The sequence below is a fragment of the Streptomyces sp. HUAS MS02 genome (assembly GCF_055702265.1).
Window position 1 is genome coordinate 5,366,301 of the sequence record NZ_CM146747.1, and the last position, 12,705, is coordinate 5,379,005.

General features: G+C 69.4%; 16 protein-coding genes and 1 riboswitch. Of the genes, 10 read left to right on the top strand and 6 right to left on the bottom strand.

The window, feature by feature from the left end; translation table 11 throughout:
* Positions 1-47 precede the first annotated feature (47 nt).
* A riboswitch (SAM riboswitch) is annotated at positions 48-219 on the top strand.
* A 17-nt stretch (positions 220-236) separates the two neighbouring features.
* The 6 genes from thrC (at position 237) to ACZ9QC_RS23190 (ending at position 6,807) form a co-directional block, all read left to right on the top strand.
* Positions 237-1,538 carry a threonine synthase gene (gene thrC, locus ACZ9QC_RS23165; RefSeq protein ID WP_472914866.1) on the top strand — a complete coding sequence of 434 codons (1,302 nt, stop codon included), beginning with the start codon at positions 237-239 and terminating at the stop codon, positions 1,536-1,538.
* A 121-nt stretch (positions 1,539-1,659) separates the two neighbouring features.
* Positions 1,660-1,935 carry a MoaD/ThiS family protein gene (locus ACZ9QC_RS23170; RefSeq protein ID WP_059080349.1) on the top strand — a complete coding sequence of 92 codons (276 nt, stop codon included), beginning with the start codon at positions 1,660-1,662 and terminating at the stop codon, positions 1,933-1,935.
* Positions 1,936-2,395: 460 nt separating this feature from the next.
* A complete protein-coding gene (locus ACZ9QC_RS23175) occupies positions 2,396-2,602 on the top strand; it encodes a cold-shock protein (protein ID WP_046709519.1) in 207 nt (68 codons plus the stop codon).
* Between the two features lie 345 nt (positions 2,603-2,947).
* Positions 2,948-4,570 carry a chaperonin GroEL gene (gene groL / locus ACZ9QC_RS23180; RefSeq protein ID WP_472914867.1) on the top strand — a complete coding sequence of 541 codons (1,623 nt, stop codon included), beginning with the start codon at positions 2,948-2,950 and terminating at the stop codon, positions 4,568-4,570.
* Positions 4,571-4,838: 268 nt separating this feature from the next.
* Positions 4,839-5,981 carry an NADH:flavin oxidoreductase gene (locus ACZ9QC_RS23185; RefSeq protein WP_472914868.1) on the top strand — a complete coding sequence of 381 codons (1,143 nt, stop codon included), beginning with the start codon at positions 4,839-4,841 and terminating at the stop codon, positions 5,979-5,981.
* A gap of 202 nt (positions 5,982-6,183) precedes the next feature.
* Positions 6,184-6,807 carry a superoxide dismutase family protein gene (locus ACZ9QC_RS23190; RefSeq protein WP_472914869.1) on the top strand — a complete coding sequence of 208 codons (624 nt, stop codon included), beginning with the start codon at positions 6,184-6,186 and terminating at the stop codon, positions 6,805-6,807.
* A 24-nt stretch (positions 6,808-6,831) separates the two neighbouring features.
* Here ACZ9QC_RS23190 and ACZ9QC_RS23195 read toward each other — a convergent pair whose 3' ends face one another.
* From ACZ9QC_RS23195 to ACZ9QC_RS23210, 4 genes are all read right to left on the bottom strand, one after another.
* On the bottom strand, positions 6,832-7,692 hold the full coding sequence (locus tag ACZ9QC_RS23195; RefSeq protein WP_472921771.1) for a hypothetical protein: 861 nt from the start codon (positions 7,690-7,692) through the stop codon (positions 6,832-6,834).
* A gap of 312 nt (positions 7,693-8,004) precedes the next feature.
* Complete coding sequence (locus ACZ9QC_RS23200; protein WP_472914870.1) at positions 8,005-8,550, bottom strand: DinB family protein; 546 nt, start codon at positions 8,548-8,550, stop codon at positions 8,005-8,007.
* Between the two features lie 25 nt (positions 8,551-8,575).
* Positions 8,576-8,800, bottom strand: a complete 225-nt coding sequence (locus ACZ9QC_RS23205; RefSeq protein ID WP_472914871.1) for a DUF397 domain-containing protein — start codon at positions 8,798-8,800, stop codon at positions 8,576-8,578.
* The gene (locus ACZ9QC_RS23210) at positions 8,784-9,623 is read right to left on the bottom strand and encodes a helix-turn-helix domain-containing protein (protein WP_472914872.1); all 840 of its coding nucleotides are present in this window, start codon (positions 9,621-9,623) and stop codon (positions 8,784-8,786) included. The genes ACZ9QC_RS23205 and ACZ9QC_RS23210 overlap by 17 nt, the downstream gene beginning before the upstream one ends.
* A 115-nt stretch (positions 9,624-9,738) precedes the next feature.
* On the opposite strand from ACZ9QC_RS23210, the gene ACZ9QC_RS23215 reads away from it, so the two are divergent.
* Both ACZ9QC_RS23215 and ACZ9QC_RS23220 read left to right on the top strand, forming a co-directional pair.
* Positions 9,739-9,972: a hypothetical protein gene (locus tag ACZ9QC_RS23215; RefSeq protein ID WP_472914873.1), complete on the top strand. Its 234-nt coding sequence runs from the start codon at positions 9,739-9,741 to the stop codon at positions 9,970-9,972.
* Positions 9,969-10,187, top strand: a complete 219-nt coding sequence (locus tag ACZ9QC_RS23220; protein WP_472921992.1) for a hypothetical protein — start codon at positions 9,969-9,971, stop codon at positions 10,185-10,187. Before ACZ9QC_RS23215 ends, ACZ9QC_RS23220 begins: the two co-directional genes overlap by 4 nt.
* An 18-nt stretch (positions 10,188-10,205) precedes the next feature.
* On the opposite strand, the gene ACZ9QC_RS23225 is transcribed toward ACZ9QC_RS23220, so the two are convergent.
* The gene (locus ACZ9QC_RS23225; RefSeq protein ID WP_472914874.1) at positions 10,206-10,784 is read right to left on the bottom strand and encodes a hypothetical protein; all 579 of its coding nucleotides are present in this window, start codon (positions 10,782-10,784) and stop codon (positions 10,206-10,208) included.
* 162 nt (positions 10,785-10,946) lie between these two features.
* Here ACZ9QC_RS23225 and ACZ9QC_RS23230 point away from each other — a divergent pair, with 162 nt between their 5' ends.
* Both ACZ9QC_RS23230 and ACZ9QC_RS23235 read left to right on the top strand, forming a co-directional pair.
* Complete coding sequence (locus ACZ9QC_RS23230) at positions 10,947-11,171, top strand: type II toxin-antitoxin system VapB family antitoxin (protein ID WP_472914875.1); 225 nt, start codon at positions 10,947-10,949, stop codon at positions 11,169-11,171.
* Positions 11,168-11,584: a PIN domain-containing protein gene (locus ACZ9QC_RS23235; protein ID WP_184892543.1), complete on the top strand. Its 417-nt coding sequence runs from the start codon at positions 11,168-11,170 to the stop codon at positions 11,582-11,584. The genes ACZ9QC_RS23230 and ACZ9QC_RS23235 overlap by 4 nt, the downstream gene beginning before the upstream one ends.
* A gap of 46 nt (positions 11,585-11,630) precedes the next feature.
* On the opposite strand, the gene murQ is transcribed toward ACZ9QC_RS23235, so the two are convergent.
* Complete coding sequence (gene murQ, locus ACZ9QC_RS23240) at positions 11,631-12,665, bottom strand: N-acetylmuramic acid 6-phosphate etherase (RefSeq protein ID WP_472914876.1); 1,035 nt, start codon at positions 12,663-12,665, stop codon at positions 11,631-11,633.
* Positions 12,666-12,705 lie beyond the last annotated feature (40 nt).

Below are 12,705 nucleotides of genomic sequence, written 5' to 3' on the forward strand. Positions count from 1 at the left end.
TGGTGACCATCGCATGTCGCGGCTCGTCGGCGTATACAACCAAATACCGCTCATCCAGAGGGGCAGAGGGATACGGCCCGATGAAGCCCCGGCAACCCTCCAGCCGGTCTGACCACATCATTCGCGCATCGTCGCGTCATCGTCTTCGTGGTGAGGCTCCCGGCTAGGGAAGGTGCCAAATCCGTCTCACGGCGAAGTGCGTCGTGAGGAAGATGAGGAGAAAGGGCCTCGCCTCCATGGCTGCGCAGACTGTTGCAAGCACCACCGACTCCCTCGGCTCCACCTCCACAGTAGACCTCGGCCCCGCCGCGGCTCTGAGCTGTCGTGAGTGCGGTCACCGCGTACCCCTCGGCCCGGTCTTCGCGTGCGAGGAGTGTTTCGGGCCGCTGGAGATCGCGTACGACTACTCCTCCTACGAAACGGAGGAGTTGCGCAAGCGGATCGAGTCCGGTCCCGCGAACATCTGGCGGTACGCGCCCCTGCTGCCCGTCCCGGCGGACGTGGCCACCAAGCCGAACATCAACCCCGGCTGGACCCAGCTCGTCAAGGCCGACAACCTGGCCGCCGCGCTCGGCGTCGACGCCGGCAAGCTCTTCGTCAAGGACGACTCCGGCAACCCGACGCACTCCTTCAAGGACCGGGTCGTCGCGCAGGCCCTGGAGGCGGCCCGCGCCTTCGGCTTCACCACCCTCTCCTGCTCCTCCACGGGCAACCTGGCCGGTGCCGTCGGCGCCGCCGCCGCCCGCGCCGGCTTCCGGTCCTGCGTGTTCATCCCGCACGACCTGGAGCAGGGCAAGGTCGTCATGGCCGCGATCTACGGCGGCGAGCTCGTCGGCATCGAGGGCAACTACGACGACGTGAACCGCTTCTGCTCCGAGCTGATCGGCGACCCGGCCGGCGAGGGCTGGGGCTTCGTGAACGTCAACCTGCGGCCGTACTACGCCGAGGGCTCCAAGACGCTCGCGTACGAGATCTGCGAGCAGCTCGGCTGGCAGCTCCCCGACCAGCTGGTCGTGCCGATCGCCTCCGGGTCGCAGCTCACGAAGATCGACAAGGGGCTGCAGGAGCTGATCAAGCTCGGGCTCGTCGAGGACAAGCCCTACAAGATCTTCGGCGCGCAGGCCGAGGGGTGCTCGCCGGTGTCGGTGGCCTTCAAGGCCGGGCACGACGTGGTGCGCCCCCAGAAGCCGAACACCATCGCCAAGTCGCTCGCGATCGGCAACCCGGCGGACGGGCCGTACGTGCTGGACATCGCGCGGCGGACCGGTGGGGCCGTGGAGGACGTGACGGACGAGCAGGTCGTCGAGGCGATCAAGCTGCTCGCGCGGACCGAGGGGATCTTCGCGGAGACCGCGGGCGGGGTGACCGTCGGCGTGACGAAGAAGCTGATCGAGGACGGGCTTCTCGACCCGACGCTCACCACGGTCGTGCTCAACACGGGGGACGGTCTGAAGACGCTGGACGCGGTGGCCGGGACCGGGCTGACCGCGACCATTCGGCCCAACCTTGACTCGTTCCGTGAGGCGGGGCTCGCGTAGGGCCCGTTAGCCAGTCGTTCGTCTGCGGGCCGGTGGGGGCTGGTCGCGCCCACGCGGCGGCAGCCGCACATTGAACACAGCCCCGCGCCCCTGAAAAGCACACCTGACCGGAGGTCCCATCGTGAGCGTTTCCGTCCGCATCCCCACCATCCTTCGTACCTACACCGGCGGGCAGGCCGAGGTGAGTGCGGAGGGCGCCACCCTCGCCGAGGTCATCGCCGATCTGGAGAAGAACCACAACGGGATCGCCGCCCGGGTGCTCGACGATCAGGGCAAGCTGCGGCGGTTCGTGAACGTGTACGTGAACGACGACGACGTCCGGTTCGAGCAGGGTCTGGAGACGGCCACGCCGGACGGTGCGGGTGTTTCGATCATTCCCGCGGTCGCCGGTGGCTGACCGCCGTCGTACCGGCCGGTAGTAACCGTCGGTAACTTTGATTACCGAGAGTTCATCGAATTGCCCCCTCCGTGAGAGAAGCGGAGGGGGCAATTCTCTATGGTTGAGCACTGTAGAGTTGGGGAACCCGGTCCGATCGCCGTAGTGATTCCTTGCCGGGCGCATATCTCAACGCGCCGCACGCCCTATATGAAGTAGCCAAAGTGTGCAGGCCTTTTGCGTATTTCGTTCCTTTTGTGGGGCCCGACTTGCCCTGAATTCGGACGAATTGTTCGTACATTCCCGACCGGTCGTGTCCAGAATTCTCGTCCGATTGACCTGTTGCAGAGGGCAGTTGGGCAGATACATTCGGCCGCGGTCGACGCGTTCCGGCGCACACCCCCAACCGTTGGGGGGTGAGGTCTGACCCGGATCCGCGAAGTGTGGATCTGTGCAAGGGCCAGTAATAGGGGAGTTAGGCATGGCTCAGGGCACCGTCAAGTGGTTCAACGCGGAGAAGGGGTACGGCTTCATCGCGGTCGACGGTGGTGCGGATGTATTCGTCCACTACAGCGCGATCCAGATGGACGGTTACCGCACCCTGGAAGAGGGCCAGCGGGTCGAGTTCGAGATCTCGCAGGGTCAGAAGGGACCGCAGGCGGACATGGTCCGGCTCGCGGTCGGCTGAAGTAACGCGCCGGGTTTCACGCAGCGACGTTCTTCGTTCTTTTCGGGAGGGCTCGCACCCCGTCAGGGGTGCGGGCCCTCCTGCGTGCGAGGGGTATGCGCGGGGCGCCGAGGCGGCGCGTGCGCGGGCGCGTTCACCTGCGGATCATCGAGAGCCGCTTGCACTCGGCATGGTCGAGTGCTAATCATTGGCGTTAGCACTCTGAAGGTGAGAGTGACAACGAGGACCGGGTCGGTGAGGCCCGCAGGCCGGGTGGGGCAAGGAACCACGAGGCAGGCAGGCCGTCCGTCGCGGGCGCCAGCGCGGTCCGGAGCAATCCACCCCAGTCCGGGAGGACCACTTCACATGGCCAAGATCATCGCGTTCGACGAGGAGGCGCGGCGCGGCCTCGAGCGCGGCATGAACCAGCTCGCGGACGCCGTCAAGGTGACGCTCGGCCCCAAGGGCCGGAACGTCGTCCTCGAGAAGAAGTGGGGCGCCCCCACGATCACCAACGATGGTGTTTCCATCGCCAAGGAGATCGAGCTCGAGGACCCGTACGAGAAGATCGGCGCCGAGCTGGTCAAGGAAGTCGCCAAGAAGACGGACGACGTCGCCGGTGACGGTACGACCACCGCGACCGTTCTCGCCCAGGCGCTCGTACGCGAGGGCCTGCGCAACGTAGCCGCCGGCGCCAACCCGATGGCCCTCAAGCGCGGCATCGAGAAGGCCGTCGAGGCCGTCTCCGGTGCGCTGCTCGACCAGGCCAAGGAGGTCGAGACCAAGGAGCAGATCGCCTCCACGGCCTCCATCTCCGCCGCCGACACCCAGATCGGCGAGCTGATCGCCGAGGCCATGGACAAGGTCGGCAAGGAAGGCGTCATCACCGTCGAGGAGTCGCAGACCTTCGGTCTGGAGCTTGAGCTCACCGAGGGCATGCGCTTCGACAAGGGCTACATCTCGGCGTACTTCGCGACCGACATGGAGCGCATGGAGGCGGTCCTGGAGGACCCCTACATCCTCATCGCCAACTCCAAGGTCACCAACGTCAAGGACCTGCTCCCGCTCCTGGAGAAGGTCATGCAGTCGGGCAAGCCGCTGCTGATCATCGCCGAGGACGTCGAGGGCGAGGCCCTGTCGACCCTGGTCGTCAACAAGATCCGTGGCACCTTCAAGTCCGTCGCCGTCAAGGCCCCGGGCTTCGGTGACCGCCGCAAGGCGATGCTGAACGACATCGCCATCCTCACCGGCGGCGAGGTGATCTCCGAGGAGGTCGGCCTCAAGCTGGAGAACACCACGATCGACCTCCTGGGCCGTGCCCGCAAGGTCGTCATCACCAAGGACGAGACCACCATCGTCGACGGGGCCGGCTCCTCGGAGCAGGTCCAGGGCCGGGTCAACCAGATCCGCGCCGAGATCGAGAACAGCGACTCGGACTACGACCGCGAGAAGCTCCAGGAGCGCCTGGCGAAGCTCGCGGGCGGCGTGGCCGTCATCAAGGCCGGTGCCGCGACCGAGGTGGAGCTCAAGGAGCGCAAGCACCGCATCGAGGACGCCGTTCGCAACGCGAAGGCGGCCGTCGAGGAGGGCATCGTCGCCGGTGGTGGCGTGGCCCTGCTCCAGGCCTCCTCGGTCTTCGAGAAGCTGGAGCTGACGGGTGACGAGGCGACCGGCGCCAACGCCGTACGTCTCGCCCTGGAGGCCCCGCTCAAGCAGATCGCCGTCAACGGTGGCCTTGAGGGTGGCGTCATCGTCGAGAAGGTGCGCAACCTGCCCGTCGGCCACGGCCTGAACGCCGCGACCGGTGAGTACGTCGACATGATCGCCGAGGGCATCATCGACCCGGCGAAGGTCACGCGCTCCGCCCTGCAGAACGCCGCCTCCATCGCCGCGCTCTTCCTCACCACCGAGGCCGTCATCGCCGACAAGCCGGAGAAGGCCGCCGCGCCCGCCGGCGGCGGCATGCCGGGCGGTGACATGGACTTCTGATCGACCCCGGTCGATCACCGTCCTGCGGTACCGAGGGCGGCACTCCCTGGAAACGGGGGGTGCCGCCCTCGGGCGTTTCCCACGACGGGCGAGCGGATGAGCGGGCGCGCGAGCCGGCGGGTGGGGCGGCGCCGTGGCGTGTCCGGGGTCACAGTGCGCGGGGGCGATGAGCGGAATTCGATGGCGGTGGGGGTGGTTGTGCGGAGGGACGCACGCTACATGCGTGTGCATGGAATGCATTCTGCTCCCCCCTCCAAGGAGTCCCCACGTGACCACCGCTTCCACCGCCTCCACCACTGGTTCCACGTCCCGTGCCGCCGAGGTGCTCTCCCGGCCCGTCACGATCAACGGGCTGACCATCCCCAACCGGATCGCGATGGCGCCGATGACGCGGGTGTTCTCGCCCGGGGGTGTGCCCGGCGCGGACGTCGCCTCGTACTACGGGCGGCGGGCGGCCGCCGGGGTCGGGCTGATCGTGACCGAGGGGACGTACATCGGGCACGAGACGGCGGGGGACCTCGACGGGGTGCCCCGGTTCGCCGGTGAGGAGCAGCTCGCCGGGTGGGCGAAGGTCGCGGAGGCCGTGCACGCCGGGGGCGGGACGATCGTGCCGCAGCTGTGGCACATCGGGACCGTCCGGCAGCAGGGCAAGCTGTTCCCCGAGGCCCCGGTCCTCGGCCCCTCCGGCCTGCGGCCCGACGGCACCGAGGCCGAGGGCGGCCGGGCGATGACCCAGGCCGACATCGACGAGGTCGTCGCGGCCTTCGCCAAGTCCGCCGCCGACGCCGAGCGCATCGGCATGGACGGCGTCGAGATCCACGGCGCCCACGGCTACCTCGTCGACCAGTTCCTCTGGGGGCACACCAACCGCCGCACCGACGCCTACGGCGGTGACCTGGCCGCCCGTACGAAGTTCGCGGCGGAGGTCGTGGCGGCCGTACGGGACTCCGTGTCCGCCGACTTCCCCGTCATCTTCCGCTACTCGCAGTGGAAGCAGGACGCGTACGACGCGCGCCTCGCCGAGACGCCGGAGGAGCTGGAGGCGCTGCTGAGCCCGCTGGTGGCGGCCGGGGTCGACGCGTTCCACGCGTCCACGCGCCGCTACTGGCAGGCCGAGTTCGAGGGGTCCGAGCTGAACCTCGCGGGCTGGACGAAGAAGCTCACCGGCAAGCCGACCATCACGGTCGGTTCGGTCGGCCTGGACGGGGAGTTCATCGCCGTGTTCACCGGTGAGGGTGCGACGACGAAGGGGATCGACGACCTGCTGGACGGGCTGGAGGCGGAGGAGTTCGACCTCGTCGCCGTGGGCCGTGCGCTGCTCCAGGACCCCGAGTGGGCGGCGAAGGTGCTCCAGGGCCGCTTCGACGAACTGAAGGCGTTCGAGCCGACGGCGCTGGGCTCGCTCAGCTGAGGTCGTTCCACGCCGGGGCCGGGGCCGGGGATCTTTCGCCAAGTCTCCCCAGTACCCGGCGGTAGCGCACCAGTTCCGTCATATGCGTCGTTGTAGTGTCGTCGGACAGCGCCCTCGGCGCCTCAACTCCGGTTATTTCACCGGTAGTTGGGGCGCCGATTTGCTGATGATCCCATTCACCCCCCACGAATCGGACAATCCCATGGCACGACACAAGCTCACCCTCAAGCACAGGCGGCTCATCGCGGCCGGTGCCGCCGTCGCGGCCGTCGCCGGCGGCCTGGGCGTAGCCGCGAACGCGGGCGCCAGTGAGCCCGTCGCCGAGAAGACGCCCGTCCCGAGGGTCGTCGTCAAGACGGTGTTCGCCCCCGCCGCCACCGCCGATGTGGCGCCCGCCGTCACCTACAACGCCGATCTGGTGCCGGTCGCCGGGCGGGTGCAGGTCAAGGAGGAGTTGCGGCGCGACGGCGGTACGCGGGTCGAGCTGCGGCTGCGGGACCTTGTCGCGGACCGCGTGTACGGGGCGCACGTCCACACCGAACCGTGCGGCAAGCTGCCCGCCGACGCCGGGCCGCACTACCAGGACGAGGCCGACCCGAAGCAGCCGTCCGTCGACCCCGAGTACGCCAACCCCGAGAACGAGGTGTGGCTGGACGTGCGGACGAACGAGGACGGTGCGGCGCGCTCCGTCGCCGTTGTCGACTGGCGCTTCCGGGAGGGCGGGGCCCGGTCCGTGGTGCTGCACGAGGCGGCCACCTCCACGCACGAGGGACACGCGGGGACCGCGGGGGCCCGGCTGGCCTGCGTGAACGTGCCGTTCCGGTAGGGGTCCGCCTGGCCGTAGGAGCGGTCACACGGGGGTCCCCTCGCGTGGCTGTTGTGACATCGCCGCACGGATCTGGGCCACGTGGGTGCGGACCGCGTCGGCGGAGAGGGGCCCCTTGGGGTGGGCGGGGGCGCGCTCGCCACGGCACGCGCCGCACACGCCGCCCGGCAGAGCCTCCGGCCTGCCCGGGGTGCGGCAGCGGGAGCATTCCAGCATGCGGAGGGGCGGGCGGGACGGGGGTGACTCCGGGGTGTGTGCCGGTGCCGGTGTCGGTGTCGGTAGTGGTCCTGGGGGGAGCTTGTCGCGCAGACGGGTGCGGATCAGGGCCGCCGGGCTGTGGACGGGGGCGGGGAGGCCCGAGGTGAGGGCGCGGATCACGGACTCGTCGGTGGCGCCTCGCTCGAACCACGGGGTCAGGAGCGGGGCCAGGGTTACGCAGTCGGCCTCGGAGAGGGACAGGGCCGGGGTCGTACGGCCCAGGGCGGCCAGCAGGATGTGGGCCCGGGAGCGGGTGGGGCGGGCTCGGTCCGGTTCCTCCTCGGGTACGTCACCCCGGGTGAACCTCGCCCACCACGTGTCGTCGCGCGCGGTACGGGAGAACCACGTTCGGGTGATCCACCGCGGTGTCCCCGACGTGGCGGTCAGATGCTCCCGCCCCCGGCGCAAGTGGCCCGCGTCCTGGATCCTGTTGAGCGCCGTACGCAGGGCGCATTGGCCGTACGGCAGCTCCTTGGCCAGCGTCTTCACGCTGATGTCGGCACCGTCGGGGAGGCGGTCGATGTACGCGGCGACGGCCGCCTCACGGGGTGGGAGGTCCGCGAAGTCGTGTGCCGTGCGGGGGAGTTGGCCGGGGGCCGCGCGCTTGCCGTAGCCCGGGTTGGCCATGGGGTGACGGTGCGGAGGGTGCGGGTCCGCGTGCGCGAGCAGGGGAGCGCCACTAAGGTTGGCAGTAGCCATGGGATCGAAATCTTCCTTCGATCTTGTAGGTCAAGCCCCCGCAGGTGTTGGTAGCACCTGGCGGGGGCTGTTTCGTCTGCGGGCACCGTATCAGCATCGTCACGGTGCGTGGCAAGTCGAACGCGTCAAGTCAACTCGCCGGGTGGGAGGGTGGGTTGAGGCCCTCCACCCCATCCGAAAAAAGAGCGCTCGCGGCTGGTGGCTTGAGCCTCGGGGGGCGGGCGGACGGGCCTCGGTGCGTCAGGCCATGCTCTGGGCGCCGTCCAAGGACTCCCTGATGATGTCCGCGTGGCCCGAGTGCTGGGCCGTCTCGCCGATGATGTGCAGCAGCACCCTGCGGGCCGACCAGTGCGGCTGGCCCTCGAACCAGGGCGCCTTCGGTAGCTGGTGAGAGACGTTCAGGTCGGGCAGCGCGGCGATCACCTCGGCCGTACGGTCCGCCGTGCGGGCGTACGCGTCCAGTACGTCCGCCAGTGTCTCCCCGGGCAGCATCCGGAACTCGTCCGCCCTGCGGGCCCAGTCGGCGTCGGTCATCTTGGTGAAGTCGGGCATCGACGACGAGCCCTCCAGGATGAACGTCACCCACTTGTGCTCCACCGACGTGACGTGTTTGACCAGGCCGCCGAGGCACAGCGCGCTGGCGGTCGTGCGGCGGCCGGCCTGCTCGTCGGTGAGGTCGCGGGTGGTGAGGCGCAGGAAGTCGCGGTGCTTGGCCAGGGTGTCCAGCAGGTCGGCGTGCTCCTGGGTGGGGAGGGTGAGGGCGGGGGTGTTCGTGGTGGTGTTCATGGCTCCACGCTAGGGAGCGTGTAGGTCAGATCCTGACCTCATTGACCTCGCTCTTCAGTTCCTCGATGAAAAGGGACCAGCTCGCCGCTCGGAACACGAGCTTCGGACCGCGGGGGTTCTTGGAGTCGCGCACGGGGATGTGGGTGGGGTGGGCGAGGGCGACCTCCAGGCAGTCGCCGCCGCTGCCGCCGCTATAGCTGGACTTGTGCCAGACGGCTGCGTCCAGGTCGTACTCAGAGAGGTTCCTCATGCGAGTAATCCTGGGCCATGGCTTCGAGCATGACCAGGGACTTCTCAGGCGAGAGAGCTGCGGCGGTGAGGAACTCGTATGTGCGCCGCTGGTAGCGGACGGTCCCTGGGTCGTCCTCCAGCCGTCCAGAGCCGACCCCCTCGAAGTAGAGCAGCGGCGGGGAGTCTGCGAAGTCCATCAACTTCATGGACCCCTCCATCGAGGCATGGGCCCCTGCGTCGAACGGCAGCACCTGCACGATGACTTGGTTTTGCTGGACCAGGGCCGCAATGTGGTTCAGGGCCTCCGCCATGACCTTCCGGCCGCCCGTTACTCGGCGTAGGGCGGCCTCGTCAATGACGGTCCACAGCAACGGAGCTGTTGGACTGTCGAGGAGATGGGCTCGGTCAAGGCGAGCAGCCACCAACCCTTCGATCACCTCGGCCGATGCCGTGGGCCGGTACGCACGGAACACGGCTCGCGCGTATGCGGCCGTTTGTAGTAGTCCAGGGATCAGAAGCGGCGAGTACTGGCGGATCTCCGTAGCCGACGCCTCTGCTTCTACTGCCTCGGCGAAGTGTTCCGGGTACTTCGACTTGGCGGTGGCCAGGCAGTTCCGTGAGAAGAAGTCCCCCGTGTCCAGCGCGACATCGATCAGCCGCGCGATCTCCGGCTGCATGCGCCGTACCGCCGACTCCAGCTGACCCACGAACGAACCGCTCACGAACAGCCGCTGGCCCAGGTCCTCCTGGCTCAGTCCCGCCCGCTCTCTCGCGTGGCGCAGCTCCGCGCCCAGGAGCGCGCGCGGTGACGACGACGGGTCGAGGTCCTTCGGTCCTGGCATGGGCACTACTCCCTGTACAGCAGTCCCCCTGTTGGGGCGTCGTATCTGGCCAGGTTAGGACGTGGTCGGCCACGCTGTGTCGTGAATCGGCAACCCAGCGTGGAGGAATGGCGACGTGAAGAACAGAGCGGTGAGCGGGCGGCGGCGCCGGTCCGCGTTCTCGACGGAGGACGCCGTGGAGCAGCTCGACCAGGCCCTGCGCGGGGTCGGGATCATCCTGCCGTCCCTGCGCGTCGATCCGATCACCGGCGCCAGTGAGCTGCCGTATCCGCTGGTCGAGTTGGGGCGCTGCAACCTCCAGGTCGCCGCCAAGCTCGCCGCCGTCCTGCGCAAGGCGGCCGAGACGTGACCGCCGCGCAGGGGTCGCCGTCGTACGCCGTGGACGTACGGGACGGGCGGCTCGGGGAGGTCATGGGCCATGAGGGCGGCTACGCGCAGTTGCGGCCGGTCGGAGGCGGGCGGGAGTGGGACTGCCCGCCGGGGTCGCTGCGTGAGGCCACGCCGGGAGAGGTGCTGCGGGCCCGGGTGCGACGGGTCAACGAGGAGGGCCGGCTGCCGTGCTGAGCGACGGTCTCCCGGGGCTCACATGTTCCCCAGGGGCTCGATGTCCATGTGGACCGGCTCGCCCCAGATGCGGGTGACGTCGTAGTCGGTGAACTCCTGGACCAGGCGGTAGGCGATGGCGGGGCGGGGGCCACGGCGCTGCGCGGCGAGGTAGAGCTCGGCCTCGCGGCGGTCGCGGCGGGGGGTGCCGCAGAGCTGCCAGACCTGGCCGTTCCACGCTTCGGGGAGCCAGCGCTGCTGGGGCTGGGGGCGGTCGTCCCGGATGCCGTAGCGGGAGGGGGCCGGGGTGGTGGGGCCGGTGGGGCGGGGCGGGCCGTAGCTGTCGTTCAGCTGGGTGCGGCGGGCGGCTCGGCGGCGGGTCTCGCAGAGCAGGCAGCGGTCGGGGGCCTCCTCGTCCACCGGGCCGTTCGGGTGCTCGGCGCAGTGGGTGGTGGGGGCGGCCGTCGTGACCGTCTCGTCCAGCAGCTCCAGGGCTCGTCTGAGGTCGGCCTTCACCTCGTGCAGCCGGGCGTCGGGGGTGTCGGCGTTCAGCGCCTCGCCGTGCTCCCCGAGGACACGCAGGGCACGGCCGAGGGCGGTGAGCTGGGCGTGGTTCACGGGCTCGGTCCTTCCCGGAGGGGCGAGGGAGACGACTACGACCCCACCACGGTGCCACACGCCACTGACAGTGCCGCCGAGGCCGGACCCTGATGAGCTGAGCTATGTACACTGATGGGCGAGATCGCTGATGAATCTGTACATCGCAGCCGGGAGGGTCGCATGTCCCTGACGCACATCGACATCGACGACGAGGCCCTGGAGACCGCCAAGCGCCTGGGCGGGCACCGGACGAAGACGGCCGCGGTGGCGAAGGCGCTGGAGGAGTACAACCTGCGGTTGCAGCGTCGTACTGCCTACGACAAGTACTTCGAACTCGCCCAGGACTGGGACATCGAAGGGGCTGAGGCCGCGCATCGCGCCGACAAGGAGGCCCACCGCGCGTGAGCGGGTACCTGCTGGACTCGTCGGCCCTGTGGCGCCTGCTCAGGGACCGGCAGCTGCGCGACGCGTGGCGTCCGATCGCCATGGACGGCGACATCCGTTCGTGCTATCCGCAGCGGGCGGAGTTCCTTCGGTCGGCACGTGGCCTGAAGGAGTACGAGGCGTTCAGCGCGATGTTCGCGGAACTCTACGACGACGTCTCCGTTCCCAAACAGGCGCCCAAGTGGATCGGCGGCCTGCAGCTGAGAGCTGCCGAGCGGGGCGAGCATCAGGCGCTGTCCGCCGTCGATCTCCAGATCTGTGCCACCGCCGCTCACCACGATTTGGTCGTGCTGCACGATGACAGGGACTTCGTGACAGCCGCTCGCCTGGCGGTCGAGCTGCGACAGCTCAATGTGCATCAGGGGCCGCTGTAGTCGGCGGCTCCAGGGCCGCCTTTCGGTGTTCCCTTTCAGCGACTCCTCACCGCGTCGCCCCCGCCAGCGCCGCCCTCAGGTGACCCTCGTTCTCTGTCAGGAGGCGGGTTGCCGTGAGGGCGTCCACTCCGCTCAGGATGGTGAGGATGGCGTTCTTGACCTGGCCGTTCGTGGCGGTGAGGGCCTTCTCGATCTCGTCGTCCGTCGCGCCGGTGGCGAGGGCGACGATGCGGTGGGAGCGGGCGCGGAGCTTGTCGTTGGTGGCCCGGACGTCGACCATCAGGTTCCCGTAGGTCTTGCCCAGGCGGATCATCGTGATCGTCGACAGCATGTTGAGGACGAGCTTCTGGGCCGTGCCCGCCTTGAGCCGGGTCGAGCCGGTGACCAGCTCGGGGCCGACAACGATCTCGATGCCATGGTCGGCGGCCGCCGCGAGCGCGCTGGCCGAGTTGCAGGACAGGCCCACCGTCAGCGCGCCGGCCGCCCGCGCGTGCTCCACCGCTCCCACCGCGTACGGGGTGCGCCCCGAGGCCGAGACGCCGACCACCGTGTCGTCGGGTGTCAGCGCGAGCGCGTCGAGGTCGGTGCGGGCCAGTTCCGCCGAGTCCTCCGCGCCCTCGATCGAGGTGACCACGGCCTCCCGGCCGCCCGCGATCAGGCCCACGACCTGCGTCGGGGCCGTGTTGAACGTCGGCGGGCACTCGGACGCGTCCAGCACGCCCAGGCGGCCCGCCGTGCCCGCGCCCGCGTAGATCAGCCGGCCGCCCCGGGCCATCCGTTCCGCGATCGCGTCGATCGCCGCCGCGATCAGCGGCAGCTGCGCGGCCACGGCCGTCGGCACCGCCGCGTCCTCGGTGTTCATCAGCTTGGCGATGTCGAGCGTCGGAAGCTGATCGATGTCGGCCAGCTCCGGCCGGAACGCCTCGGTCGTCAACGACTCCAACTCGGCGCGTACGGCGAGGTGGTTGGCGAGGGCCGAGGAGTTCGGGAGGGCGGAGGAGTCGGGGAGGGCCTGGTCGGACGGGTCCGGTGCGTCGGAGGCGTCGGAGCGGGTGGAGGCGTTGGGGCAGGTGGGTGGCATGGTGACTCATTCCGTGCAGGTGGAACGACTGTGCCTTCGG